The sequence below is a fragment of the Rhodobacter sp. NSM genome (genome assembly GCF_052244495.1).
In the GTDB taxonomy this organism is placed as follows: Bacteria; Pseudomonadota; Alphaproteobacteria; order Rhodobacterales; family Rhodobacteraceae; genus Cereibacter_A.
Genome location: NZ_JBQPXH010000004.1, coordinates 75,362 through 99,983 on the forward strand (window position 1 = coordinate 75,362; position 24,622 = coordinate 99,983).

General features: G+C 69.0%; 22 protein-coding genes. 11 read left to right on the top strand and 11 right to left on the bottom strand.

Annotated elements, in window-relative coordinates; all coding sequences use genetic code 11:
• The first annotated feature begins 1 nt into the window (after nt 1).
• The 6 genes from hypC (at nt 2) to ACTVZP_RS09980 (ending at nt 6,687) form a co-directional block, all read left to right on the top strand.
• The gene (hypC, locus tag ACTVZP_RS09955) at nt 2-292 is read left to right on the top strand and encodes a HypC/HybG/HupF family hydrogenase formation chaperone (protein WP_443212003.1); all 291 of its coding nucleotides are present in this window, start codon (nt 2-4) and stop codon (nt 290-292) included.
• The gene (gene hypD / locus ACTVZP_RS09960; protein ID WP_443212004.1) at nt 289-1,428 is read left to right on the top strand and encodes a hydrogenase formation protein HypD; all 1,140 of its coding nucleotides are present in this window, start codon (nt 289-291) and stop codon (nt 1,426-1,428) included. The genes hypC and hypD overlap by 4 nt, the downstream gene beginning before the upstream one ends.
• Before the next feature lie 88 nt (nt 1,429-1,516).
• Nucleotides 1,517-2,539 carry a hydrogenase expression/formation protein HypE gene (gene hypE / locus ACTVZP_RS09965; RefSeq protein WP_443212005.1) on the top strand — a complete coding sequence of 341 codons (1,023 nt, stop codon included), beginning with the start codon at nt 1,517-1,519 and terminating at the stop codon, nt 2,537-2,539.
• Between the two features lie 66 nt (nt 2,540-2,605).
• Entirely contained in the window at nt 2,606-3,004 is a 399-nt protein-coding gene (locus tag ACTVZP_RS09970) for a rhodanese-like domain-containing protein (protein WP_443212006.1), read from the top strand.
• Between the two features lie 67 nt (nt 3,005-3,071).
• The gene (locus tag ACTVZP_RS09975) at nt 3,072-3,686 is read left to right on the top strand and encodes a response regulator (RefSeq protein ID WP_443212007.1); all 615 of its coding nucleotides are present in this window, start codon (nt 3,072-3,074) and stop codon (nt 3,684-3,686) included.
• A gap of 235 nt (nt 3,687-3,921) precedes the next feature.
• Nucleotides 3,922-6,687 (top strand): PAS domain S-box protein, encoded by a 2,766-nt coding sequence (locus ACTVZP_RS09980; RefSeq protein WP_443212008.1) that lies wholly within the window; start codon nt 3,922-3,924, stop codon nt 6,685-6,687.
• 54 nt (nt 6,688-6,741) lie between these two features.
• Here ACTVZP_RS09980 and ACTVZP_RS09985 read toward each other — a convergent pair whose 3' ends face one another.
• The 8 genes from ACTVZP_RS09985 to ACTVZP_RS10020 form a co-directional block, all read right to left on the bottom strand.
• Nucleotides 6,742-8,169, bottom strand: a complete 1,428-nt coding sequence (locus ACTVZP_RS09985) for a family 16 glycosylhydrolase (protein ID WP_443212009.1) — start codon at nt 8,167-8,169, stop codon at nt 6,742-6,744.
• Nucleotides 8,170-8,529: 360 nt separating this feature from the next.
• Complete coding sequence (locus ACTVZP_RS09990) at nt 8,530-9,543, bottom strand: UDP-glucuronic acid decarboxylase family protein (protein WP_443212010.1); 1,014 nt, start codon at nt 9,541-9,543, stop codon at nt 8,530-8,532.
• Between the two features lie 72 nt (nt 9,544-9,615).
• The gene (locus ACTVZP_RS09995; RefSeq protein WP_443212011.1) at nt 9,616-10,692 is read right to left on the bottom strand and encodes a CgeB family protein; all 1,077 of its coding nucleotides are present in this window, start codon (nt 10,690-10,692) and stop codon (nt 9,616-9,618) included.
• Nucleotides 10,689-11,780, bottom strand: a complete 1,092-nt coding sequence (locus tag ACTVZP_RS10000; protein ID WP_443212012.1) for a CgeB family protein — start codon at nt 11,778-11,780, stop codon at nt 10,689-10,691. Before ACTVZP_RS10000 ends, ACTVZP_RS09995 begins: the two co-directional genes overlap by 4 nt.
• Nucleotides 11,780-12,889: a CgeB family protein gene (locus tag ACTVZP_RS10005; RefSeq protein WP_443212013.1), complete on the bottom strand. Its 1,110-nt coding sequence runs from the start codon at nt 12,887-12,889 to the stop codon at nt 11,780-11,782. The genes ACTVZP_RS10000 and ACTVZP_RS10005 overlap by 1 nt, the downstream gene beginning before the upstream one ends.
• A 1-nt stretch (nt 12,890) precedes the next feature.
• A complete protein-coding gene (locus ACTVZP_RS10010; RefSeq protein WP_443212014.1) occupies nt 12,891-13,991 on the bottom strand; it encodes a glycosyltransferase family 4 protein in 1,101 nt (366 codons plus the stop codon).
• Entirely contained in the window at nt 13,988-15,997 is a 2,010-nt protein-coding gene (locus ACTVZP_RS10015; protein ID WP_443212015.1) for an NAD-dependent epimerase/dehydratase family protein, read from the bottom strand. Before ACTVZP_RS10015 ends, ACTVZP_RS10010 begins: the two co-directional genes overlap by 4 nt.
• On the bottom strand, nt 15,994-17,100 hold the full coding sequence (locus tag ACTVZP_RS10020; protein WP_443212016.1) for an NAD-dependent epimerase/dehydratase family protein: 1,107 nt from the start codon (nt 17,098-17,100) through the stop codon (nt 15,994-15,996). The genes ACTVZP_RS10015 and ACTVZP_RS10020 overlap by 4 nt, the downstream gene beginning before the upstream one ends.
• 237 nt (nt 17,101-17,337) lie before the next feature.
• Between ACTVZP_RS10020 and ACTVZP_RS10025 the strand changes: the two genes are divergently transcribed.
• From ACTVZP_RS10025 to ku (ACTVZP_RS10035), 3 genes are read left to right on the top strand one after another with little or no spacing between them, the layout of a single operon-like run.
• On the top strand, nt 17,338-18,336 hold the full coding sequence (locus ACTVZP_RS10025; protein ID WP_443212017.1) for an MDR/zinc-dependent alcohol dehydrogenase-like family protein: 999 nt from the start codon (nt 17,338-17,340) through the stop codon (nt 18,334-18,336).
• Nucleotides 18,327-19,352: a Gfo/Idh/MocA family protein gene (locus tag ACTVZP_RS10030; protein ID WP_443212018.1), complete on the top strand. Its 1,026-nt coding sequence runs from the start codon at nt 18,327-18,329 to the stop codon at nt 19,350-19,352. Before ACTVZP_RS10025 ends, ACTVZP_RS10030 begins: the two co-directional genes overlap by 10 nt.
• A 5-nt stretch (nt 19,353-19,357) precedes the next feature.
• A complete protein-coding gene (gene ku / locus ACTVZP_RS10035; protein WP_443212019.1) occupies nt 19,358-20,152 on the top strand; it encodes a non-homologous end joining protein Ku in 795 nt (264 codons plus the stop codon).
• Between the two features lie 369 nt (nt 20,153-20,521).
• Here the strand turns inward: ku (ACTVZP_RS10035) and ku (ACTVZP_RS10040) are convergent, their stop codons facing one another.
• Entirely contained in the window at nt 20,522-21,325 is an 804-nt protein-coding gene (gene ku, locus ACTVZP_RS10040) for a non-homologous end joining protein Ku (protein ID WP_443212020.1), read from the bottom strand.
• A gap of 248 nt (nt 21,326-21,573) precedes the next feature.
• Between ku (ACTVZP_RS10040) and trhA the strand changes: the two genes are divergently transcribed.
• Both trhA and ACTVZP_RS10050 read left to right on the top strand, forming a co-directional pair.
• Entirely contained in the window at nt 21,574-22,233 is a 660-nt protein-coding gene (trhA, locus tag ACTVZP_RS10045) for a PAQR family membrane homeostasis protein TrhA (RefSeq protein WP_443212021.1), read from the top strand.
• Between the two features lie 9 nt (nt 22,234-22,242).
• Nucleotides 22,243-22,674, top strand: coding sequence for a DUF1810 domain-containing protein (locus ACTVZP_RS10050; protein ID WP_443212022.1), 432 nt, complete (start codon nt 22,243-22,245; stop codon nt 22,672-22,674).
• 182 nt (nt 22,675-22,856) lie between these two features.
• Here ACTVZP_RS10050 and rpoN read toward each other — a convergent pair whose 3' ends face one another.
• Together rpoN and nifW are read right to left on the bottom strand one after the other, a co-directional pair.
• Entirely contained in the window at nt 22,857-24,161 is a 1,305-nt protein-coding gene (gene rpoN / locus ACTVZP_RS10055) for an RNA polymerase factor sigma-54 (protein WP_443212023.1), read from the bottom strand.
• Between the two features lie 134 nt (nt 24,162-24,295).
• Nucleotides 24,296-24,622 carry a nitrogenase stabilizing/protective protein NifW gene (gene nifW, locus ACTVZP_RS10060; protein WP_443212024.1) on the bottom strand — a complete coding sequence of 109 codons (327 nt, stop codon included), beginning with the start codon at nt 24,620-24,622 and terminating at the stop codon, nt 24,296-24,298.

Sequence of the window (24,622 nt, forward strand, 5' to 3'; positions counted from 1 at the left end):
CATGTGCCTGGGCATTCCCGGCCGCATCACGGCCATAACCGACGCATCCCGGCTGATGGCCATGGCGGACGTCTCGGGCGTGCGGCGCGAGGTGAACATCGCCTGCGTCGCCGAGGGGGCGCTGGAGGATCTCGTCGGCCGCTGGGCGCTGATCCATGTGGGCTTCGCGATGAGCCTGATCGACGAGGAGGAGGCGGCGAAGACGCTCGAGGCGCTGCGCGACCTCGGCGAAGCGCAGGAGGCGCTGGAAGCCATGGCGGAAGGGTCGAAGGCCCTGGAGGAAAGGGCATGAAGTTTGCCTCGGAGTTCCGTGACCCGGCCCTCGCGCGCAGCCTGCTTGCTGCCATCGCCGCGCGCGCCGACGACCTGGGCGCCACCCGCGCCCGGCCGCTCCACATCATGGAGATCTGCGGCGGGCATACGCATGCGATCTTCCGCTATGGCCTCGACAAGCTGGTGCACGAGGGGATCGAGTTCATCCACGGCCCCGGCTGCCCGGTCTGCGTCCTGCCGATGAGCCGGGTTGACGAGTGCATCGAGATCGCCGAGCGGCCCGAGGTGATCTTCACGACCTTCGGCGATGCGATGCGTGTGCCGGGCAGGAAAGGGTCCCTCCTGCAGGCCAAGGCGCGCGGCGCGGACATTCGCATGGTCTATTCGCCGCTCGACGCGCTCGAGCTCGCACGGCGCAACCCCACGCGCGAGGTGGTCTTCTTCGGGCTGGGCTTCGAGACGACGACCCCGTCCACGGCGCTCTCGATCCAGCAGGCGGCGCGCGAGGGTCTCGCGAACTTCAGCATATTCTGCAACCACATCACCGTGCCGGAGCCGATCCGCGCGCTGCTGGACGATCCGGACATGCGGCTCGACGGGTTCATCGGCCCGGGCCATGTCTCGATGGTGATCGGCACGCATCCCTACGACTTCATCGCCCGCGACTACGGCAAGCCGCTGGTGGTGGCCGGCTTCGAGCCCACCGATCTGCTGCAATCGGTGCTGATGGTCCTTAACCAGATCGCCGAGGGTCGTTCGGAAATCGAGAACCAGTATGCGAGGGTCGTGCCGGAGCATGGCAACCCGGTCAGCCTCGCGGCCATTGCCGATGTCTACGAGCGGCGACCGAGCTTCGAATGGCGCGGTCTGGGCGAGATCGACGATTCCGGCCTGCGCATCCGCGACGCCTACGCGGCACATGATGCCGAACGGAAGTTCGGGATCGGCTACGGAGCCGTGCGCGAGCTGCGATCCGAGCCGGAGGGCTGCGCCTGCGGCGCGGTGATGACGGGCCGGATCAAGCCCACGGCCTGCCCCCAGTTCGGCCGGGGATGCACGCCCGAGATGCCGCTCGGCGCCCTGATGGTGAGTTCGGAAGGCGCCTGCGCCGCCTACTGGCAATACGGCGGCGCCCGGGGAGCGGCGGCTGAATAAGGGGGGCTCCGCCCCCCGCCCCCTGGGCTCCCCCCGGGATATTTTGACGAGAATGAAGGGCCGGGACGGCCGGAACGGAAGGAACGGGATGGCGCTCAGGGACAGTCATGTGACCCTCGCCCATGGCGGGGGCGGGCAGGCGATGCGCGATCTGATCGCGGAGGTCTTCACCGGGATCTTTCGCCCGCCTGGGATGGAGGACCAGGCGCGGCTGACCGAGGCGGCGCTGGCCGAGCCGGGGGCCCGCCTCGCGCTGACGACGGACAGCTTCGTGGTGACCCCGCTCGAATTTCCGGGCGGCGACATCGGCAAGCTCGCGGTCTGCGGAACGGTCAACGATCTGGCCGTGGGGGGCGCGCGGCCGCTCTGGCTGTCGGCGGCCTTCATCATCGAGGAGGGCACCGAGGTGGCGCTCCTCCGGCGGATCGTGGCGACCATGGCGGCCGAGGCCGAGGCGGCGGGAGTGCGGATCGTCACCGGTGACACGAAGGTGGTGGAGCGCGGCGCGGCCGACGGGGTCTTCGTCACGACGACGGGGGTCGGTGTGATCCCGCCCGGTCGCGAACTGTCCGCCTCGGCGATCCGCGCGGGCGACGCGGTGCTGGTGAACGGGGTGCTGGGCGACCACGGCGCGACGATCCTCGCGGCGCGCGGCGACCTCGCGCTCGAGACGGACATAAGGTCCGATTGCGCAGCGCTCGGCCACATGATGGAGGCGGTGCTCGGCGCCGCTCCGGGCGCGCGGGCTGCGCGGGATGCCACGCGCGGCGGCATCGCCTCGGTTCTGAACGAACTGGCGGAGGCTTCGGGCGTCGGGATCGTCATCGAGGAAAGCGCCCTGCCCCTGCGGCCCGAGGTCGTGGGGCTCTGCGAGATCCTCGGGCTCGATCCGCTCTATCTGGCGAACGAGGGCAGGCTCGTGCTGGTGGTGCCGCAGGCGGAGGCGGAGGCGGCGCTGGCGGCAATGCGGGCGCGGCCCGAAGGCGAGGGCGCGGTCATGATCGGCCGTGCGGTCGCGGACCATCCGGGTCAGGTGCGGATGACCACCAGCTTCGGCGGCAGCCGGATCGTCGACATGCTGATCGGCGAGCAATTGCCACGTATCTGCTGAAGCTCGTGCCTTGACCGGGCGGGCCTGTCCTGTCACATCCCGGATGATGCATGCGAGGACATTCCGATGAAGCGTTTGCTGATGGCTCTTTCCGCCGTGGTGCAGGTGGTGGCGCCAGCGGCCCAGGCCGGTAGCGTGAACACGCTCTCTCCGGCGGCCCAGGATCTGGTTGGCGGCGAGGCCATGGTCGTGGACATCCGCGAGCCATCCGAATGGCGGGACACGGGCGTACTGCCGAATGCGGTGCTTCTGCCCTACCGGGATGCCGACAGCTTTCTTGCCGCAATCGGGCCGCAGCTGAAGCCCGGCCAGCCGATCGCGCTCATCTGCCGGTCCGGGCGCAGGTCGGCTGCGGCTGCGGCTGCCATTGCGGCGCGCACCGATCATCCCGTCGTGGATGTGGCCGGCGGCATGGGCCGCCTGATGCGCGAGGGATACCGGCCTTCGCCCTGCCCTTCCTGCTGAAGGCCCGCGGCGATCCAGGGCAAGGGGGCGGGCCGATGGGCCGCCCCGAACCAGCGGAGCGGAACCGATGGACCATCCGGAACCCCGTGAAGAGCGCATCGCGGTTCTTGTCGCCGACGACCAGCCTCTGGTGCGCGAGCTGATCCTCGGCCTCCTCGCGCGCGAGCCCGACATGACGACCGAGGCCGCCGAGGATCTGCCGGGCGTGCTGGCCCGAATCGAGGCCCATGGACCCTTCGACGTCGTGCTGCTCGATTTCTTCATGCCCGGCGTCGAGGGCATGGAGGGCCTTGGCCGTGCCATCTCGGCCAACGGCGGGAGGCCCGTCCTCCTCATGTCGGGCAACCTTCCCGACGATGTGATAGCCGAGGCGCGGCGGACCGGCGTCGCGGGCTTCCTGGAGAAGACGCAGTTCGCGTCGATCGCAGCGGCAGTGCGTGAGGCCGCGACAGCCGGTGCGCCGTGCAAGGCGCCACCGGAGACCCGGGCCTCGAACATCGACCTGACCGAAGCCGACCTCGACCTGCTGCGCGAGCTCGTCGAGGGCCGGCCCTCCGAGATTCTGGCCGAGCGGATGGGTGCGGAGACCTTCGCGACCGGCCTCAGGACGCTCTTCGACAAGCTGGGCGTCGGAAGCCGCACCCAGGCGGTGCTGGCCGCCAAGCGCCGCGGCCTCGTCTGACGCCGCATCGCTGATGCCTGGCCTGCGCCTGTGCGAAAGAACGTGGGTGAATACGAACTGTATCGTTTTCTCGCGATGATCTCGGGTTAAGCTTTCCGGAAGAGGTAAGACCCTAGGATGGTCGCGCGACTCGGCCCTCCGAAAGATCATCCGGGCGTGCCCAGACGCCCGACGCCGAGGAGACCTTGCAGGTGACGACCCCTTCCAGCGGCCCCCGCAACCCGATGGGCCAGCCATGATGCCGAGTTGGGCGCCACGCCTCGGCATCGGCCGCGACACCGGCCAGGCCGAGCCTTCGCAGCAGGAAGAGCGGAACAGGCTGGAGGCGACGCTTCGGGCGATGCCCCACATGCTGCTCGAACTGGATGCCGACGGCCGGCTGCTGCGCAATCACGGCGGCTGGCTCGGCAACCTGCCGAAGCTTGCAGACGAGACGGTCGGCCGCTTGATCGACGAGGTGCTGCCTGCCGACGTCGCAGCCTTCGTGCGGCGTGTCATGGAAGAGGCCGCGGCCGCCGGCGCGACCGTCGCGCGGGACTGCCAGGTCCGCGATGCGGAAGGCGTGCGCTGGCATTCGGTTTCCGCGACGCAACTGCCGCCGATGTCCGCGAATGCCCATCCCGGCTACGTCATCGTGATCCGCGACACGACAGAGGCGCATGTCCAGCGCCAACAGGTCGACCGGCTCGGCACCTTCGCGCAACTCACCAGCAACCTCGTCATGGTCATGGACGAGAGCCAGCGGATCGAATGGGTGAATGCCGCCTTCGAGACGCAGACAGGCCACGCCCTGCAGGAAGTCAGAGGGCGCCCCCTCTGCGCGGTGCTGCGCTGTGGCGACTCCCACCAGAACCGGACAGACCGCCTGCGCGAGATGCTGGCCTGCGGCCAGCCCGGCAGGGCCGAGATCGAGGCGACGGCCGCAAGCGGACAGCGGTTCTGGCTGGACCTCTCGATCCAGCCGCTTGTCGAGACGGATGGCGCGATCAACGGCTACATGGCCGTCGCGAGCGACATCACCACCTACAAGCGGCAGGAAGAGCAGCTTGCCGCCATGGCCGCGGAGGCTCAGGCGGCCCGCGCCCAGTTGACTGCCGCGGTCGACGTCCTGCCCGACGCCTTCGCCTATTTCGACGCGGAGGACCGGCTGGTGCTCTGCAATCCGCAGTATCACGAATATTACCCGGGCGCCTCTCCGGCCATCGTGCCCGGCGCCACCTTCGAGGAGATCCTGCGCGAGGGCCTGCGTGCCGGCGAGATGGTCGAGGCTCGCGGGCGTGAAACGGAATGGCTGGCCGAGCGGCTTTCGGCGCACCAGCTGGACAGCAACGTGCAGGAGCAGCAGCTTGCCGACGGGCGTTGGCTCCGGGTGCTCGAGCGCCGGACCCCGGACGGGGGACGCGTCGGTCTCAGGGTGGACATCACCGCCCTGAAGGTCGCCGAGCAGCGCGCGCGGACCGACCTTGCCGCGGCCATGGACGCCTCGCACGACGGCATCGCCCTGACAGATCCCGAGGGCCGCTACACCTACATGAACAGCGCCCACCGCGAAATGTTCGGGGTCGCGGATCCCGAGGAGATCCTCGGCCGCTCATGGAACACGCTCTATGATCCCGAAGTGGCCGACCACATCGCCGCGGTGGCGCTGCCCGTCCTGCAGAGCGAGGGCGGCTGGCGCGGAGAGCTTGTCGGGCGACGGCTGGACGGGACAGAGCTGTCGCAGGAGGTCTCGCTTACGCGAAAGGCCGATGGCGGGATCATCTGCATCTCGCGCGACATTTCCAAGCGCCTGCGCGAGCAGCAGGAACAGACGCGCCTGCGCGAAGAACTGCAGATGGCGCAGCGGCGCGAGATCATCGGACAGCTCGCGTCGGGGCTCGCTCATGACCTGAACAACCTGCTCGCCGCGATCGGCGGGTCGGCGACGCTGATCCGGGACCTGAAGCCGGGGGCGGCCGAGGCCCACGCGCATCGCATCGTCGCCGCCACCGAGCAGGCGGGCGCGCTCGTCCGGCGTTTCCTGAGCCTCGGCCAGAGGCAGAGCAATCGCACGCGCGTCGATCTCCGCCCACTGTTGCAGGACGCGGCCGATCTGGTGCGGGCCGGCCTGCGCAACCGGACCAGGCTCACGCTTTCCCTGCCGGAGGATCCGGTCTGGATCGAGGTCGACCCGACGGACATCCTTCAGGTGGTCCTGAACCTCGTGATCAATGCGCGGGACGCGATCGCCTCGGCACCTGCGCGCGAAGCGGGCTACGAGATCGGCGTGGCTCTCGGTCTGGCCGATCCGGGCAGGCTCGCAGGGCCCTTCTCGGCGGGCAAGCCCAATCCCTCGCGGCGCCACGTCTCCATCACCGTGGCGGACAATGGTCCGGGCATCGACACGGCGACGCAGGCCAAGGTCTTCCAGCCCTACTTCTCGACCAAGGGAGCGGCGGGCACGGGGCTGGGCCTCGCCATCGTGACCGGGGTGCTGGCCGCGAACCACGGCGCCATCGCACTGGAGAGCGAACCGGGCGAGGGCACGACATTCACCGTCCTCTGGCCGACCGAAGCCGTCGAATTGCCCGAGGCGCCCGCCGCACCGGCGCCCGAGACCGCAAGCGCCCTCACCGGCCGGCTTACAGGACGGACGGTGCTGGTCGTGGACGACAACACCGATGTGCTGAGGGTGCTGTCGGCCTTTCTCGAGCAGGCCGGAGCCGAGGTCGTGCCCTGCGCCGATCCTCGCGACGCGCTCGAGGCGCTGCGGGACGACCCCTGCATGTGGGACCTGCTGGTCACCGACTTCGACATGCCGCATGTCACGGGTGCCGAGCTGGGACAGGCCGCGAACGAACTCTCGCCCGAGCTTCCGGTCCTTCTGATCACGGCCCTTCCCGATTGGCGCAGCCGGATGAGCCGTGCTTCGCCGCGCTTCGCGGCAGTGCTCGGCAAGCCCCTGACGAGGAGCGACTTCCTGACCGCCGCCGAGGCTGCGATGCAGCAGGCCAAAGGATAGGAGCGGCGGCTGAAGACCCTTCGCCGCCGGACAGGTGCAGGCCGCCGAGGGAGGTCAGGCGAACAGGAAGTCCTGCGAGGTCAGGTCCATGCCCTGCACGCCCCGGAGCAGGATCGAGTCGCTTCCGGACAATACGACGAGCGTGTCCGCTCCCACCTGGCGGAGTTCGGCGATCCGGTCGTATCCGTGGATTTCGAGCCGGTCCTCGGACCCTCCGGCCACAAAATCCGTGATCACGTCGCATCCCTGCCCCGAGCTGAACACGAAGACGTCGTTTCCGGCGCCGCCGGTGAGCACGTCGCGGCCCGACCCGCCGACGAGCCTGTCGGCCCCGAGGCCGCCGAGGAGACGGTCACTTCCGGCGCAGCCTTGCAGCCTGTCGTCCCCGTCGCCCCCCAGCAGCGTGTCCCGTCCCCAGGCCGCAATCAGGTCGTCGTCACCCGCGCGTCCGTCCAACCTGTCGTTGCCGCCGCCGCCGGCAAGACGGTTCGCTGCGCCGTTACCGACGATCGTGTTCGACTGGGTGTTCCCGGTGCCGTTGATCGCGCCAGCGCCGGTCAGCACGAGCCGTTCGAGATTGGCGCCGAGCCTGAAGCTCACCGCGGAATGGACCGTGTCCGTGCCTTCGCCCGACCGCTCGATCACCTCGTCGCCAAGGGCATCGACATGGTAGAGGTCGTTGCCCGCGCCGCCATACATGCGATCCGCACCCGCGCCGCCCTCCATCGTGTCGTTGCCGGCGAAGCCGTAGAGAAGATCGGCCGCCGCCGTTCCCTGCACCGCATTCGCGGCCCGGGTTCCGTAGACCGTGCTGTCGGACGGCAAGCGGACGTTTTCGACATAGCCGGTCAAGGTGGCGCTCGGTTGTTCCATGCGGCCTGCCCACGGCTCGAGTTCCGGCGGCGTCGCCCAGAGGTCGACGAGGCTTGCCAGCGGGCCCGGATCCCAGACGCCTCCCTCGACGTAGGAGGCATCGATCACGGCCACCGTCTCGCCGTCCACCCGGAAGGTCGCGTCGTGGTTCGTCACCTGGATCTCGTAGACATGCGGCGCCAGTGCAGCATCGAAGCCGAGGTCGATGACCAGAGGTTCACGCATCGTGACGTGGTTGCCGGACCGGTCGAGGAAATGCACCGCGAGGTGGATCTCCGTCGTGTCTCCGCCCGCGAACTCGATGTCGTATTCGCGCCAGGGCTGTGTCCGGTAGTCGTCCTGATAGAGGAAGAGGCCGAAGACGGTGCCGTCGATCATGCGCGGAGCCTGCGCCATCCAGCTCCATGTGCCGGTCGTGAAGGCCGCATTCGACTGGAACTCGCCGCCGACCCATGGCCGGGTGGAGCTGTCATGCGATCTGCTCAGCGTGAGAGCGATCCGGTCGTCGTCGAGCACCTGCACATGGTCCTCAGACCACGTCGTCAGATAGGACTGGCCGGCATCCCATGTCGACACCTGAAAATCGTTGCCGCCGTGACGGAAGAACATCCACGCATCCCCTGCCGTTTCTGTCTCGTCCGGCAGATGCGGAATCAACCAGGACGTGAAAGCTGACTAACGGGGTAATGGGGCGCAAGAACGACAGGATTTAGTCAGGGCGACATACTTACGGCGGACGCCCCGACCCATGCGGATGCGACACCGGCAACTGCCTGCCGAGGAGACAGACGGCTTCGGGCATCACACCGCCTGCCGCATCCACGGGGGCACCCGAGGCGATGAAATTATCTATTGGGGAAATCTCGCCCGCGCGGGGTTTCGGGAAAAGATGCCTCGATGCGTCACGAGCGGCAAGCGGCAGTCCGCCCCCGCGGCATCACGCGCCGCGGACCGGCCTCTGCCAGGAAGTCAGGTCCGGGCCGGCACGGAGGGTCGTCCGGCCCGGACCGGCGGAGGCAGAGCCTGGCCGAGGTGACGCGCGAACCATGCGGCGGTCTGCGGCAGGCCGTCGGAGAGAGGCACGCGCGGCTCCCATCCGAGAAGGCGTCGCGCCCGCTCGATGTCCGGCCGGCGGCGGCGCGGGTCGTCCTCGGGGAGCGGATGATGGACTACCCCGCCGGCAGTGGGCACAAGGCGCCGCACGAGCGCGGCGAGTTGCGTGACGGTGAACTCTCCGGGATTGCCGAGATTGATCGCGCAGTCGGGGGCCTCGGCCGTCTCCATCAGCGCCATCAGGCCGACCACCAGATCCGTGACGTAGCAGAACGAGCGGGTCTGCTCGCCCGTGCCGTATATCGTGAGAGGCTCGCCCCTGAGCGCCTGCACCAGCAGGTTCGACACGATGCGACCATCGTCGGGGCGCATGTGCGGGCCGTAGGTGTTGAAGATCCGCGCCACGCGGACATCGACACGCGCGCGGCGGCGGTAGTCGAAGCAGAGCGTCTCGCCTGCCCGCTTGCCCTCGTCATAACAGGCGCGCGAGCCGGTGCAGTTGACGTTGCCGCGGTAGTCCTCGGGCTGGGGGTGGATTTCGGGGTCGCCGTAGACCTCGGAGGTGGAGGCCTGGAGGAAGCGCGCGCCATGCGCCTCGGCCAGCGCGAGAAGGTTCTGCGTGCCCACGACATTGGTCATCATCGTGTGGACCGGATCGGCCTGATACTGCGGCGGCGACGCAGGGCTGGCGAGGTTGTAGACGCGCTGCACCGCTTCGCTTAGCCGGATCGGCTCGATCACGTCCTGCCTGACCAGGCGGAACTCGCGAAAATTGCAGAGAGCCTGCACGTTCTCCATCGACCCGGTAAGGAAGCTGTCCAGGCAGATCACGCGATGACCCTGCCGCAGCAGCGCCTCGCAGAGATGCGAGCCCACGAAGCCCGCCCCTCCGGCGACGAGGACGGTCATCTGTGCGGTTCTCTTGAGCATGGGAATCCTCCGTTCTCCCGGCGCAACCTGCGCTCTGCATCACCGCCTATCGCCACACGCGCTCCTTCCGCGTCAGGCCGCCGCCGCCCCCTGCCGTTGAAGTGCCTCGGCCAGTTCACGGGCCCTTGCGCGGCCCGTATGGCGTGCCAGCACCCGACGCTGTGCCGCATGGCCGAGCGCCGCGCGCGCTTCTTCACTGACGCCCGCGAGGGCTTGCACGACGTCTTCCGTCTCCCGCGCGATCAGGATCGCCTCGCGATCCGGGAACAGCTCGTCCAGTCCCTGCCAGTCGTCCGAGATGACGGGTGTCGCACAGGCCGCGGCCTCGAACAGGCGAACAGACGGCGACCAGCCCATCCGGCGCATGGCGGCCCGCGTGACGTTCAGCGTGTAACGCTGGCGGCTGTAGAAGGTGGCATGGTCGCCCGGCGCCAGATGTTCGATCCGTTCGACATTCGCGGGCCAGTCGATACCGGCCGGGTAGGAGGGGCCTGCCACGACGAAGCGCCTGTCCGGCAGCCGCCGGGCGGGTTCGATCAGCAGCGCCTCGAGCGTCGGCTGCCGGTCGGGGCTGTAGGTGCCGAGATAGCCCAGATCCCAGCACGGCTCGCCGGGCACGGGATGGTAGCGGTCGGGATCGACGGCGCAGTAGAGCGCCCGTGCCGCCCGCGCGCCGCGGACCTCCTCGAGATGACGGAGCACCTCGCCCCCGGAGAACGAGAAGTAGAGATCGAAAAGCGGCACCTGCCGCGCGGCGAGAAATTCCTCCTGCCCCTCGTCCAGAAGGCCCAGCGTGACCGGCGTGTCGATGTCGTAAAAGGCCAGGAGAGGCGGGCCGAGCGCGGCCACCGCATCGATCACCTCGCGCCCCTCGGGGACATAGGAGCCGACGATCACGGCATCCGCGCCCCGGATCCGGTCGGCCCAGCGGCCGGCAAGTTCGTCCAGCCCCCGGTAGAACTCCAGCCGGCAGAAGTCGGGGTCGGACAGGTCGCGGTTCTCGGCGTACCAGGGCACGTCGCGCTCGAGGAAGAGCACGCGGTGTCCCTCGGCTGCGAGCCCGCGCAGGAGCGCGCGGTAGGTGGTGGCATGCCCGTTGCCCCAGGACGACGAGAGCGAGAGGCCGATGACGACGATGTCGAGGCTCATTCCGCCGCCTCCATTCTTGCGAGATGCCGCTGGAACAGCGCATCGGCCTGTATCGCCCGGTGTGCGTAGGTATGCTCGGACAGCACGCGGCGCAGCGCCGCCTCTCCGATGAGCCGGGCGCGTTCGTTGCCGACGGTTCGGACGAGTTCGGCCACGTCCCGGCCGTCGCGGGCGACGAGCACCTCACGCTCGGGGTTGAGGAAGAGCTCGATCCCCTCCCAGGCGTCGGTCACGAGACATGCCCCCGCCCCCGCCGCCTCGAAGACGCGGGTGGCGGGCGAGAAGCCGTTCGCCGCCATGCTGTCGCGGGAGATGTTCAGAACCAGCCGGGGCGTGACGTTCAGCGCGTTGTGGTCGGCCGTGCCGACATGGCCCAGACGGCGGACGTTTGGAGGGAAGGACTGGTCGTGCCACCCCGATCCGCCGAGGAGGAAGCGCCCCCCCGGCACCGCAGAGGCGGCATTGGTGAAGAACTCGGCCACGCGCGCGTCGCGATCCGGCAGGCGATTGCCGAGAAAGGCGAGGTCGCCGGTGAAGCGGTCCTGCGGCGCCACGGGATAATGGGTCTCGGGATCGAGCGCGTTGTAGACAGGCACGCAGTCGCGCGCGCCGAGCGCGCGGTAGGCCGCGACCACCGGATCGCCGCCCCCGTAGGTCAGCACGAGGTCGATCCGCCCCAGTGCCCGGCGCAGCGGATGGTCGGGGGTGGCCTGCATCTCGGCCAGCGTCGCGGGCGCATCGACGTCCCAGAATACGCGGAGTGCGTCGGGCCGCGCCGCACGCAGCACCTCGGCCAGCAGGAGGTCGTCCTCGTAGCCCACGCCCGAGCATTTCACCACGATGTCCGCCTGCCCCGCCTCGGCCGCGGCGCGCATCAGTGCCTCGGGCGTGCCGTCATAGACCACGACGCGACACCAGTCGGGCGGATCCATGTCGCGGTTCTTCTGCCGGTCATAGACATCCGGCTCGTAGAAGGTCACGCGGTAGCCGAGGCCCGCAAGCGCCCGGATCATGCCGCGGTAGTAGGTGGCCGCCCCGTTCCAGTAGGCCGAGACAAGGCTGGATCCGTAGAAGGCGATGCTCCGCATCAGGCCACCTCCGCCGTCCGGGCCTGCAGGCCCAGCTGTCCCACGATGGTCAACAGGTCGTCCACGCGGTGGCGGCAGGTGTGGCGGCTGCGGATCGTGGCGAGCCCGCTTTCGGCCAGCGCCTCCGCCAGATCGCGGTCGTGCAGCACCGCCCGCAGGTGGCGCTCCATCTCGGCGCCGTCCCGCGCCACCAGGAAGTCGGTGCCGGTGCGGAAGAGCCCCTCCGTGTCGCACCAGGGCGCCGAGACCAGCGGGATGCCGCAGGCCAGCGCCTCGAAGACGCGGATCGTCGGAATGCCCGGCAGTGCCTCGACGTAAGGCCTCCGAGGCACATGGACGGTCACGCGATGACGCGCGAAGGCTGCGGGCACCTCGGCGTTCGGGATCCAGCCGCCATAGGCGATGCCCGCCGCGGCAAGCCGGCCGAGCGCCTCGGCCGGATAGCGCACGCCCCGCACGGTGGCGCGCAGCCCGAGCCGCGCCACGGGGTCGATCAGGAACTCCGCCAACTCGGCGCTGCGCTCGCCGTCGCCCCAGTTCCCGATCCAGATCAGCTCGCCCTCGGCCTCCGCCGGCATCGGGCGGAAGAGCGCATCGTCCGCCGCCTCATGCCAGGTGAAGACCTGCCGCCCCCAGCCCGCCTTGAGGTAGGTCTCGCGCAGGGCCTCGCCGAAGGCCAGCACCCCGTCATATCCCGACAGGTCCAGCCCGCCGATCTCGCCATCCGCGCTGACGGCGCGATGGTGGGTGTCGTGGAAGAGAAGGAGGAACCGGCCGCCCTGCCGACGCGCCCGGCCGATCCGCGCGACGAGAGCCGGATCCGTCCACTCGTGCACGACGACGACGTCGGCGGCGCCGAGGGCTGTCTCGTGGTCGAAGTCCGGTGCGTAGCTTCGAGAATGAAGATCGGGAAAAGCATGCGTGAATGCCGTGATCGCCGCGGGTCCGGCGTCCGCCTCGAGGTTCGTCCGGCTCCAGCCACCCGAAGGCTCGAGCGCAAGCGCCTCGTGGCCGCGCTGCACGAGGTCGCGCATGACCCCGCGCAGGAAATGGGCATTGCCGTGATTCCAGTCCGAGACGAGAGAATGGGTGTAGAACAGGACCTTCATGTCACCTCGCGGCGCGGAGCGTTTCGGGGATGGGGCAGAGTTCGGCATAGATGGCGGCCATGGAATGGGCCTGTCGCTCGGGCGTGTAGTCCGCCGCGCGCCTCTGCGCCGCCTGGCCGAGCGTGCGGCGGCGGTCCGGGTCGCGGATCAGGCCATTCACCGCCTCGGCCAGCGCGACCGGATCCTCGGGCGGGAAGAACTCGGCCGCCCCCGACCAGAGTTCCCGGAACGTCGGGATATCGGCGAGGACGAGCGGCAGCCCGCCCCGCGCCGCCTCGAGGACGGCCAGCCCGAATGGCTCGTAGCGGGACGGAGAGACGAAGATCGAGGCCTCGCACATGAGGTCAAGCACCTCGGCATGGGCAAGCTCGCCCCGCGCGTCGGCGGCCCGGATCTCGACCGCCTGCCCCTTCGGCGAGGCCGCGGCGCCCGCCATCACCACCGGCCAGTCGATCAGCGGCGCTGCCGCGTCGAGAACGGCCGCGTTCTTGCCCTCGTCCCACCAGCGGCCGGCCGACAGCACCATCGGCCGCGCCATGCGCCGGGACGGCGGAGCGAAGCGGCTGGCATTGGGGACGACCCGCACCTCGGGCAGCGGCCCGTAGGCGCCCGTCATCAGGTCGGCCTGCGCCCGTGTCGGCGTCACCACCACATCCGCCGCCGCAAGTCCCTGCCGGTTCAGCCGCCGCTGCCAGAGCCAGCCCGCGGGCAGGATGCCATCGCGCACGGCCGCAAACCAGGTGACGACACAGGAATGCGAGACCGCCAGCACCGGCACCGGCACCGTAAGTCCTGCCGCCTGCGATGGCAGGTTGAGATGGATGATGTCGACCCGGTGGCGCCTCGCCACGCCCGCTATCATCTTCGGGACGATGGCGAGTTCCGACTCGCCGCCCACCAGCCAGTCGAGCGGCGCATCGCACCATTCGAGCGGGCCAAGGGTCTCGGCCTCGCGTCGCTGCGCCGCCGAGGGCTCCGGACCGAAGCCAGCGAAGACGACGTCCACCTCACCGCGCAGCCCTGCGGCGAGATCCATGGCGTAACGCCAGACGCCGCCGACCGCATCGACCGTCATCAGGACCGTGAGATGCGTTCCCGTCACGCAAGCATCCTCTCGCGCCGGGGGTCCGGCAGCCGCCGGCCGACCCGATGTTCCGCCAGCCAGTCCGCAAGCGCCGCGATCCCCTCGCGCCAGCCGACGGTCGCCTTCCAGCCAAGGGCGCCCGCCAGCGCACGCGTGTCGGCCACGAACCAGAGCTGATCGCCCTTCCGCCAGCCCTCTTCCGTCACACGCACCGGCTCGCCGAGGAGCGCCGAGATCTCCGTCAGCACCTGCCGGAGGCTCACCGCGTTGTCTGGCCCGCCCCCGAGGTTGAAGGCCCGCGCCGCGATCCGGCCGTTGCCCACTTCCGCCATGAGCCGCCGGTAGGCGTCGACGGCATCGCTCACGTGCAGCACGTCGCGCACCTGCCGTCCATCTCCGAAGACCGAGATCTCCTCGCCCTTCAGGGCGCGGATCAGGAAATGCGCAACCCAGCCCTGATCCTCGGTCCCGAACTGGCGCGGCCCGTAGATGCAGGACATCCTGAGGACGGCGGTCGGAATCCCGAAGCTCTTGGCGTAGTCGAGCACGTATTGGTCGGCCACGCCCTTCGAGCAGCCGTAGGGCGTGCAGAAATCGAGCGGCCGTGTCTCCGCGATGCCGCTCGCGAGAAGCGCCGGATCGGCAGGCAGGTGCCGGTCGCCGGGCCGCATCTCCAGATCCTCGAGCGCGCCGTAGACCTTGTTTGTGCTGGCAAACAGGAGCGGCACCGGGCGGCAGGTGGCGCGGATCGCCTCGAGCAGGTTGAGCGTGCCCCGCGCGTTGATCTCGAAGTCGGCGACGGGGCTTTCAAGGCTCGTCGTGACCGCGGTCTGGCCCGCCAGATGATAGACCGAGGATGCGTCGCGCGCGGCCTCGGCCATGGCGCGCTCGTCGCGCAGGTCGGCGATCACGGGATGCAGCCGGTCGCCGTGCCGCGCCTTCAGCCAGCGCAGGTTGTCCTCGACCCCCGGCCGGCCGAGATTGTCGAGAAGGATGACCTCCTCGCCGTCCGACAGGAGCGCATCGGCAAGGTTCGAGCCGATGAAGCCCGCGCCTCCGGTCACGACGACGGGACGCGCGGCTTGCGCGAGCGAGGGTGCGCAGAGCCCCGCCATCGAACGCACACCCTCGACGCCCTCGGCCGCCAGAAGCCGCGCGAGCAGCTTCGGCCGCCCGTCCGCGGCCACCGCTCCCATGTGGTAGTGCCGCGGATCGAACCACAGCCCCTCCTGGACCGGCACGTCCCCCGGCAGGTCGCGCCAGCCGTACCAGTACATGCGGGCCGCCGGAGCCTTCATCGCCCCGGCAAAGCGGCGGGCCTGCTCGAGTTCATCGTTGCGCCAGGTGGAATAGCCCGTCTCGGTAATCCAGATCTCGCAATCGGGGTTATGCTTGTCGAGGATTGCCCGCATCTCGCCCAGGTGCAGATCCCAGCCGGCCCAGGCCCCTTCCTCGCTGTCCCAGGTGCCCGGAAAACCGTGGAAGCCCGCCGCCGCGCAATGCGCCAGAACCCCGCGATCTCCCATGAGGTCGAGCCAGAGCGGATCGAAGGGGCACGGCCCGCCCAGCACGGCCTTCCAGCCGCGCTCGCGCACCCAGTGCGCGGCACCGCCCACCATCTCGCAGAAGAGCAGGAAATCGGCGTCCAGCCTCCAGTCCCAGTCCAGCAGGTTGTTCGGCTCGTTCCAGAGCTCCACATGCTCGAAGTGCCGCCCGTAGCGGGTCAGCACGTGGTCGATGAAATCGGCATAGGACTTCAGGTCGCAAGGCGGCCCCGAGGTGCGGTTCGTGCGCGAGAGCGACGGCGGCGTGTAGTGGATGCAGGGCAGCAGTTCGACCGACTGGCCGAGGCGCGGGATCAGCCAGTCGAACCAGTCCTGACCGCCGGGTGCCAGATATTCGGCCCAACTCAGATGCGTGCGCAGATAGCGCGCGCCCGTCGCGGCGAGTCCCTCGAGCGCCGCCTCCGCCCGGTCGTGGTCGCCCGGCCGGAACCATTCGACAAAGCCGAAGTCGTGGCTCATGTGACGAGGCCCCGCTCTTCGAGCTGTCGCCGCATGTCGGCCCCCCGGTCGACCGCGACCGAGCCGGCAACCCAGGCAACGAAATCGTCCAGGGACTCCTCGAGCCGGTGGCTCGGCTCGAACCCGAGGATCGTCCGGGCCCGGCCGATGTCGGCGAAGCAGTTGCGGATATCGCCGGACCGGGCGCGGTTGAGGATCTCGGGCGTGATCTCGGGCCGCCCCATCGCACCGGCCAGCAGCCGCGCCACGCCGGAAATCGTGTAGGCCGTGCCGGAGCCCACGTTGATGACCTCGCCCGCCGCATCCGGCGTCTCGAGCGCCAGCCGGAAGGCCCGGGCCACGTCGCGAACATGCACGAAGTCGCGCTTCTGCTCGCCGTCCTCGAAGATCGTCGGCCGCTCACCGTTCGCCAGACGCGAGGCGAAATTGGCGAGGACGCCCGTGTAGGGGTTCGAAAGCGCCTGCCCGGCGCCGAAGACGTTGAAAAGGCGCAGCGCCACCGCATCCACGCCGTAAGCGTCGCCGTGGATCAGGACTGCCTGCTCCTGCATGTATTTCGTGAGCGCGTAGATCGATGCGAGATCCACCCGCTTGCCTTCGTCGGTGGGGACTGCCGTCAGGGGCCGCCCATCGGCATCGGTCGGGTTCCAGCGCGCGCCCTTGATGTCGGAGGCCTTCCGGCGCACGCGCTCGACAAGCGAGCCGTCCTCGCGCGCGTAATGCCCCTCGCCATAGACGCTCATCGAGGACGCGACGACGATCCGCGACACCGGCCGGTCGATCAGCGCCTCGAGGAGCACCGCCGTGCCGAGGTCGTTCGCGCCCACGTAGCGCGCGATCTCGTACATGGACTGGCCCACGCCCACCTCGGCCGCGAGATGGAGCACCGCATCGCAATCCCTGAGCGCCGGGCGAAGACGGTCGGCGTCGCGCATGTCGCCGCGCACCAGTTCCGCCCCTTCCGGAAGGGCGACCTTCGTGCCCTCGTGCACCTGCTCGATCAGCGCATCGTAGAGACGGACCTCGTATCCGTTCGCCAGCAGTTCCTCGGCGACGTGGCGGCCTATGAAACCGCAGCCACCCGTGATGAGTATCCTCGCCATGAGAAGATCCTGAAGTTGTCTCTGATGCTGTGGACGCTGGCGCAACCAGAGGATCACGGGAATGTTCCGCGCTCTCCGGAGATTATGCCGGCACCGGCGCCCTTCCGCCGCAGACGGCCATTCATCCTTCTTCCGCCGTCGTGACAGGAACAGATGCAGGCGCACGACGTTCCGGGCCGGATCCTCGAGATCATCCTGAAGATCATCATCATGAGAACCGCGGATACCGGAGGACCCATGAACGTCTCTCTTACGCCGGGGCGCGCCCAGCCCGATGCCACCAAGTCGATGCGAGCCGCGCGCCTCGCCGGTCCCGGCCGGATCGAGATCGTCGCCCTGCCCCTGCCCGAGCCGGAGGAGGGCGAGGTGCGGATTGCGATCGAGGCCTGCGGGGTTTGTGCCTCCAATCTCGGCCCTTGGGCAGCGCCGGAGTGGATGAGCTACCCGACGGAGCCGGGCGGAATGGGGCACGAGGGCTGGGGCGTGGTCGAGGCGACAGGACCCGGCGTGACGGAGGTCCGGCCGGGCCAACGCGTGGCCTTCCTGGGACAGCGGAGCTTCGCCAGCCACGAGATCGTGCCCGTGGCCCATCTCGTGCCGTTGCCCGACGGCATCGCCTTTCCGGTCGAGCCGGTGGCCTGCGCGCTCAACATCTTCCGCCGCTCCGGCATCGGGCGCGGCGACCGGGTCGCGATCATCGGCGTGGGCTTTCTCGGCGCGCTCCTGACGCGGCTCGCGGCGGATGCGGGCGCCGAGGTCATCGCCATCTCGCGGCGCGAGGAATCGCTCGCCATGGCGCGCCGCATGGGCGCGGCCCGGACCATCGCGATGATCGACCATCAGGAGATCGTCGACGAGGTGCGCGACCTGACCAACGGCTATTTCTGCGATGTGGTGATCGAGGCCGTGGGCAAGCAATGGCCCCTCGATCTTGCCGGGGAACTGGTGGCCGAGGGCGGACGGCTGGTCATCGCGGGCTATCATCAGGACGGCGCGCGGCAGGTGAACATGCAGCAGTGGAACTGGCGCGGCATCGATGTGGTGAACGCCCACGAGCGCCGGCCCGAGGTCTACCTGCGCGGAATGCGCGAGGCGGTGGAGGCGGTGCAGAAGGGCTGGCTCGACCTCTCCGGCCTCGTGACACACAGCTATCCGCTGGAGGAACTGGCCGCGGCCCTCGACGCGACGCGCGACAAGCCCGAGGGTTTCGTGAAGGCGGTGGTGACATGCAGCTGAGCCTTCCCGCCCGAACCCGCCCGCGGCTCGCCTTCGTGGGGTTGGGCTGGATCGGTCGCGCCCGGATGGAGGCGCTGGCGCGCTCCGGGCGCGCCGAGATCGTAGCGCTTGGCGATCCGGACAGAGCTGCGGTGGACCGGGCCCTTGCCGTGGCGCCGGACGCGGCCCCGGTTGCAACCCTTGCCGAGGCGCTGGCGCAGGAACCCGATGGCGTGGTGATCGCCACGCCCAGCGCGCGACATGCCGCCGAGAGTCTCGTCGCCCTCGAAGCGGGCTGCGCCGTCTTCTGCCAGAAGCCGCTGGGGCGCAGCGCGGCCGAGGTGCGCGAGGTGGTCGAGGCGGCGGCGCGGGCCGACCGGCTCCTCGGCGTGGATCTCTCCTACCGGCTGACCGCCGCCATGGCCGCAATCCGGCCGCTGTTGGCCTCTGGTGACCTCGGCCGCGTCTTCGCCATCGACCTGACCTTCCACAACGCCTACGGGCCGGACAAGCCGTGGTTCTACGACCGCACCCTCTCGGGCGGTGGCTGCGTGATGGATCTGGGTGTGCATCTCGTGGACCTCGCGCTCTGGTCGCTCGGCTGGCCCGAGGTCATTCATGTCGAGGCACAGATGATGGCTGCGGGCCGTCCGGCCACCGTGACGGAAGTCGAGGATTATGCCGTCGCAACGCTCCGGACCTCCGAGGGATGCGTGATCCGCCTCGCCTGCTCCTGGAAGCTGCAGGCCGGACGCGAGGCGGTGATCGAGGCGCAGTTCCACGGCACCGATGGCGGCGCGGCGCTCACGAATGTCGGCGGCTCCTTCTACGACTTCGCCGCCCATCGTCACCGGGGCACCGCAACCGAGCAACTCGTCGGCCCGCCGGACGAGTGGGGCGGACGTGCGCTGATCGACTGGGCGGACCGGCTGGCCGCCGGCCATCGCTTCGACCCGGAGGCGCGGCATCTGGTCAGGCTGCACGAGGTTCTCGACCGGATCCACGCCGCCGGAACCCGCACCGCCTCCGACGGTTGAACCGCATGGCACCGCGCAGCTACTGGAAGGGCTACCTCAAGCTTTCTCTCGTCACCTGCCCGGTGACGCTGATGCCCGCCACCTCGGATTCCGAGCGCGTGCGCTTCCGCACGCTGAACGGGCGAACCGGGCATCCCGTGGTCAGCCGATACCTCGATGCCGGAACGGGCGAGGTCGTAGGCGACGAGGATCGGGCAAAGGGTTACCCGCGCGGCGAGGACGAGCATGTGGTCCTTGAGGACGAGGAACTCGAGGCGGTTGCCCTCGAGAGCGCGCGGACCATCGACATCGACTGCTTCGTGCCCTCTGACGAGATCGCCTGGATCTGGTACGACCGGCCGCATTACCTGATGCCCGCCGACCCCATCGGCGAAGAGGCCTTCGCCGTGATCCGCGAGGCGATGCGGGCGACAGACCGCTCGGGGATCGCGCGGCTCGTGCTTGGCGGACGCGAGCGCGCGGTTCTCCTGATGCCGCGCGGCGAGGGGATCATCCTCTGGACGCTTCGCTTCGGCGACGAGGTGCGCCCGGACGAGGATTGCTTCGCGGAGATTGCCGGAGGGAAGCCGGATGCGAAGGCGCTGGCGCTTGTGAAGCGGCTGATCGAGGAGCGGACGCGGACGTGGGACCCGGCGATGGTCCAGGATCCGGTGCAGGAGAACCTTCTGGACCTGATCCGCTCGAAGAAGCCGAAGAAGGGCGCGCGCAAGGGGGCCTCGAAGACGACGTGGGGCGGCGACAACGTGGTGAACATCATGGATGCGCTGCGGAAGAGCATCGAGGGCAAGGAGAAGCGGTGACGGAGCGGAGAAGCCGTCCTCCGGGCCATCGAGGCCCATCGGACGGCGTTGCCACGGACGGATCTGCCCGAGCGGCGAAGGACCTGAACCGGAGCGCCTGGTCGCGCCGCGAGAGGTGCCCGAGGCTTCTGGACCCTGACACAGGCGTCCGCGCTCCTGTGCTGCACGCCGTTCCGCCGAACTCCTCACGTTGCCGCCGCTGACGCGACGCATGCTGTGCCCGATCACGCCCGGTTCGAATGCGACCATTTCCGCGGCGCATTCTTGAAACGGCACGGAAAGCTCCGGTCTTTCGATGTCCCTTCCCTGTCCGCGGCAGCGCCGCAGTCGGGGGTTCGATGCCCCCGGCTGCGGCACCGCCCCGGCTGGTCAACCGGCTTTCCGTCGCCCCGGACGGTCGGATGCGGCGACGCTCTCCCGCAGGGCCGCCACCAGATCCGCCGGTTCTTTGGTCTTCTTCGGCACAGCCCTGCGCTTCGGCTTTCGTCCCGCCAGTTTCGCCTTCACCAGATCCGCGAGTGCCGCATCGTACCGATCGTCGTAGGCCGCTGGATCGAAGCTGCCGGCCTTGGTCGCGATGATGTGCTTCGCGAGGTCCAGCATCTCGCCCTTCACGCGCAGCTTCGGGATCTCCTCGAAAGCTTCGGCCGACGACCGCACCTCGTAGTCGAAGTTCAGCGTGTTCGCGACGAACCCCGCCCCGTGTGGCCGAACCATCACCGTGCGGAGGCGACGGAACAGGACGGTTCGGGCCAGCGCCGCAACTTTCCGCGCCTTCATGCCCTCGCGGATCAGTGCGAAAGCCTCTCCGGCGGCCTCCCCTGCCGGGGTGAGGTAGTAGGGCTTGTCGAAATACGCCCCGTCCACTTCCCGGCAGGGGACGAAACAGTCGACGCGCAGGCACTTGTCGCTGTCGGGCACGGCAGAGGCGATCTCGGCCGGGTCGAGCTGGATGTACTCGTCCGGCGCCACTTCGTAGCCTTTCACCTGATCGTCGCGCGCGACCGGCTTGCCGCTGACGGCATCGACGAACTCGCGCCTGACGCGGTTGCCCGTCCGACGGTTCACGGTATGGAAGGTCACCCGCTCGGAGGTCGAGGCCGCGGCATGCAGCGCCACCTGACAACTCACCTCGCCCACCGCCAGCCAGCCCTTCCAGATCGCTCTCGGCATCCTTCCCTCCGTGATGATTCTCCACCTCACCGGCCGATCGATGGAGGAAATCGACCCTGTGATGCGGCCTGCTTCGCCATCCGGAGGTCAGGACGAACCGTCAGGATGAACCTGCGCCCACGTCCGGCTTGGACCTGTCGGCAACGCGAGGAGGAAGTTTCGAACTTTCGCGATTGTTCCACGCCTTAATGAGCCTCATCACGCAGAATCCATCCGTCGGAACCGCGGGCGCGTGCTAGCGTAGCGACATGATGACACACTTCGCACCCCGCTCAGGTTACAGCCGCGCCGAGAGACTCTCGGATGCCGCCGTGCATGTCTCTGGCATCGCCGCAGCCCTTTGCGGCGTGCCGATCCTTATCGCGCTGACCGTGCTGTGGCGCGGGGACGGCATGGCAGTGGCGGGTGCCGCGATCTATGGCGTCACGCTCATCCTGATGATCTTCTGCTCGGCCGTCTATCACATGGTGCCTCACCCGGACTGGACCACGCTGCTGCGCCGTCTCGACCACTCGGCGATCTACTGCAAGATCGCGGGCACCTACTCCGCCTTCACGCTGATCTCCGGGCAGGGGCTGATCCTTCTCGCCGGGATCTGGGCGGCGGCGCTCTGCGGCACGGCGCTCAAGCTGCACTCGCCCGAGAAATATCGATGGGGCGCGCTGGCGCTCTACCTCGGGATGGGCTGGGCGGGCGTCTTCTTCGGCTGGCCGCTCTTCGCAGCCTTGGACGGGCATGTCCTCGCCCTCATCGCCGTCGGCGGCATCCTCTACACGGTCGGGGTGTTCTTCTTTCTCTTTGAACGCTTGCCCTTCCACACCACGATCTGGCATCTCTTCGTCCTGACCGCGAGCGTGGTCTATTACGCTGCGGTGATGATCCACGTCGCCGGAACGACGGCCGCCTGAGAGGACCGGATGCAGGACGATCCCCATGACCTGAAGCGGTTCCTTGCCGCGCAGATGCCCGTGTTCGAGACGGCCGTGAAGGAACTGCGGGACGGCCGGAAGCAGAGCCACTGGATGTGGTTCGTCTTTCCCCAGATGAGAGGCCTCGGGCAATCCGAGATGGCCATCCGCTACGGAATCGCCTCGATGGAGGAGGCTCGGGCCTACCTTGCCCATCCGGTCCTCGGCAAACGGCTGGAATTTGCGACGGAAACGGTACTCTCGAATGATCCCGCCTCGGTCCGCGACCTTTTCGGCACGCCGGACGACCTGAAGTTCCACTCCTGCATGAGCCTCTTCGACGCGGCTGACGGCAGCGCTCATTCGGTCTTCCGCGCGGCGCTCGGCCGCTGGTTCGCTGGCCGACCCGATGCCGGCACGGCAGCGCTGCTGCAGCCCTGATCGCCGGCCACCCGAGCGCGACGACTCCTGCATGATCCGCCGGACCCGCACGGCTCCGGTCGCCCGAGCGTCGGCACCCCCGGTATCGGCCGGATCACCATGGAAGGCGGTCGGCGGTTCCGGTTGCTCTTTGGCATGGACGGCGTCGGTCGGCCGGGACCCGGCGTCCGTCGTCTGCCCCCTCAGGCAGCGGCTCCCGCGCGCTTGCGGTCGTAGGAGGACGGTATCCCCAGCGCTTCGCGATACTTGGTGACGGTGCGCCGCGCGAGCACCGCACCGGCAAGCTTCGCCTGCTTCACGATCGCATCGTCCGAAAAGGGTCGCATGCGATCCTCGCGCGCGACGATCTCGCCGACCAGCGCCATCAGGGCGTCCTGCGACTGCGGAGCGGTTGGCCCGTCCGAGGTGACGGACCGGCTGAAGAACGAACGCAGCGGGATCAGGCCCCGCGGCGTCTCGATGAGGCGCGTGGCCGTGGCGCGGCTGATCGTCGAGGGATGCAGTTCCAGCTCGAGCGCCACCTCATCCATCGACAAAGGCTTCAGCGCCCGAGGCCCCTGCTCGAGGAAGGCCGCCTGCTGACGCACGAGGCAGACCGCGGTCCGCAGCAAGGTCGCCTGCCGCCGCTCGACCGCCCGCATGAGCCAGCGCGCCTGAGACTGGGCGCGCAAGAGCCAGGCATCCGCCGAGGTGTCTCCCGTCGCCGCCGCCTCGTTCACGCGGATGCGGGGAAGCTGCGCCCGCGTGAGTTCCACTTCCCAGCCATCCTCGCCGCGCAGCACGCGCAGGTCGGGTGGCTGGATCGGCGTCCGGTCATGAGCGAAGGTTTCGCCCGGCTTGGGCTTGAGCGTGCGGATCAGGGCCAGGTTCTCTCGCACATGCTCCGGCTCGCAGTCGCAGCGGCGCGCGAGTTCGGCGATCTTGCCCTCGGCCACGAGATGCAGGTTGTCGAGCATGGTCCGCAACTCCCAGGTCAGGAGTCCGAGGTCCTCAAGCTGAAGCGAGAGACATTCTGCCAGCGAGCGGGCGAAGAGGCCGGCGGGCTCGAAGGCCTGCATCCGCTCGAGGATGGCCATGGCCTCGGCCTCGTCGACGCCGGCTTCCATGGCAATTTCCGCAACGGGTGCGCCGAGCCAGCCGGACGGCTCCAGCGCCTCGGCGAATGCCAGGGCGATGCGCCGGTCGCCCGGATCGAAGAAGGCGAGGTCGATCTGCTCCTCGACATGCGCGATCAGGCTGACCGGCTGACCCTCGACCGTGGCGAAGGCATCGCGATCCACCGCCGCCTGGATCCCCCGCGAGGGAAGCGCCGGGGCGACGGAGGCCCCCTCGGGCACGTGCACCTCAAGGCAGGGATTTTCCAGTGCCTGCGAGACGAGATAGTCGGTGAGGTCGGCGTTGCTCATCTGCAGGATGCGGAGCGATTCCTGCATCCGCTGGGTCATGGCCAGCTGGGTCGTCTGACGCTGGAACTGCATCATGTCCATGAGCACACCCTAGCACAGCTTCCTGAGTCGGGACCGCGCGCGGCGTCGCAGCCCTTCCTGGGTCGCGGTCTCCCCCGAAGGGAAGCCCGCAGCGAATCTCGATCCGCGACGGCGGCGCGGGATCGGTTGTCCTGCTACTCCTCGACCACCGTGAGGCCGGTCAGGGGGACGAAGACGCGCGACGGCTTCGCGAAGACCTTGAACACCTTCTCGTCCTGCGGAGTGCTGTCGACGAAATCGGTGTAGGCGCGTGAAAGCGCATCGCGCGCGGCGGCTCGGGCGTCCATCTCGTCCAGCGCCGCGAAGTCGACGGCCGCCAGATACTGGCCGAACCGCTTCATGATGTGGAGGCGCGAGACATTCACCACCTCCGGCCGGAACGGATGCTCGAGCGCATCGAAGATTTCCTCGGCAGCAGAGAGCTTGCGCAACTCTTCAAGGACGTCGGATCCCGTGGTCAT

Coding starts and splice junctions, on each gene's coding strand:
- hypE (WP_443212005.1), top strand. CDS start 1,517: ATGGCGCTCAGGGACAGTCATGTGACCCTCGCCCATGGCGGGGGCGGG.
- hypD (WP_443212004.1), top strand. CDS start 289: ATGAAGTTTGCCTCGGAGTTCCGTGACCCGGCCCTCGCGCGCAGCCTG.
- ACTVZP_RS09975 (WP_443212007.1), top strand. CDS start 3,072: ATGGACCATCCGGAACCCCGTGAAGAGCGCATCGCGGTTCTTGTCGCC.
- ACTVZP_RS09970 (WP_443212006.1), top strand. CDS start 2,606: ATGAAGCGTTTGCTGATGGCTCTTTCCGCCGTGGTGCAGGTGGTGGCG.
- ku (WP_443212020.1), bottom strand. CDS start 21,325: ATGCCGAGAGCGATCTGGAAGGGCTGGCTGGCGGTGGGCGAGGTGAGT.
- nifW (WP_443212024.1), bottom strand. CDS start 24,622: ATGACCACGGGATCCGACGTCCTTGAAGAGTTGCGCAAGCTCTCTGCT.
- ACTVZP_RS10050 (WP_443212022.1), top strand. CDS start 22,243: ATGCAGGACGATCCCCATGACCTGAAGCGGTTCCTTGCCGCGCAGATG.
- ACTVZP_RS09985 (WP_443212009.1), bottom strand. CDS start 8,169: ATGTTCTTCCGTCACGGCGGCAACGATTTTCAGGTGTCGACATGGGAT.
- ACTVZP_RS10015 (WP_443212015.1), bottom strand. CDS start 15,997: ATGAGCCACGACTTCGGCTTTGTCGAATGGTTCCGGCCGGGCGACCAC.
- ACTVZP_RS10030 (WP_443212018.1), top strand. CDS start 18,327: ATGCAGCTGAGCCTTCCCGCCCGAACCCGCCCGCGGCTCGCCTTCGTG.
- hypC (WP_443212003.1), top strand. CDS start 2: ATGTGCCTGGGCATTCCCGGCCGCATCACGGCCATAACCGACGCATCC.
- ACTVZP_RS10000 (WP_443212012.1), bottom strand. CDS start 11,780: ATGCGGAGCATCGCCTTCTACGGATCCAGCCTTGTCTCGGCCTACTGG.
- ACTVZP_RS09995 (WP_443212011.1), bottom strand. CDS start 10,692: ATGAGCCTCGACATCGTCGTCATCGGCCTCTCGCTCTCGTCGTCCTGG.
- ACTVZP_RS09980 (WP_443212008.1), top strand. CDS start 3,922: ATGATGCCGAGTTGGGCGCCACGCCTCGGCATCGGCCGCGACACCGGC.
- ACTVZP_RS10025 (WP_443212017.1), top strand. CDS start 17,338: ATGAACGTCTCTCTTACGCCGGGGCGCGCCCAGCCCGATGCCACCAAG.
- ACTVZP_RS10005 (WP_443212013.1), bottom strand. CDS start 12,889: ATGAAGGTCCTGTTCTACACCCATTCTCTCGTCTCGGACTGGAATCAC.
- ACTVZP_RS10020 (WP_443212016.1), bottom strand. CDS start 17,100: ATGGCGAGGATACTCATCACGGGTGGCTGCGGTTTCATAGGCCGCCAC.
- ACTVZP_RS09990 (WP_443212010.1), bottom strand. CDS start 9,543: ATGCTCAAGAGAACCGCACAGATGACCGTCCTCGTCGCCGGAGGGGCG.
- rpoN (WP_443212023.1), bottom strand. CDS start 24,161: ATGGACATGATGCAGTTCCAGCGTCAGACGACCCAGCTGGCCATGACC.
- trhA (WP_443212021.1), top strand. CDS start 21,574: ATGATGACACACTTCGCACCCCGCTCAGGTTACAGCCGCGCCGAGAGA.
- ku (WP_443212019.1), top strand. CDS start 19,358: ATGGCACCGCGCAGCTACTGGAAGGGCTACCTCAAGCTTTCTCTCGTC.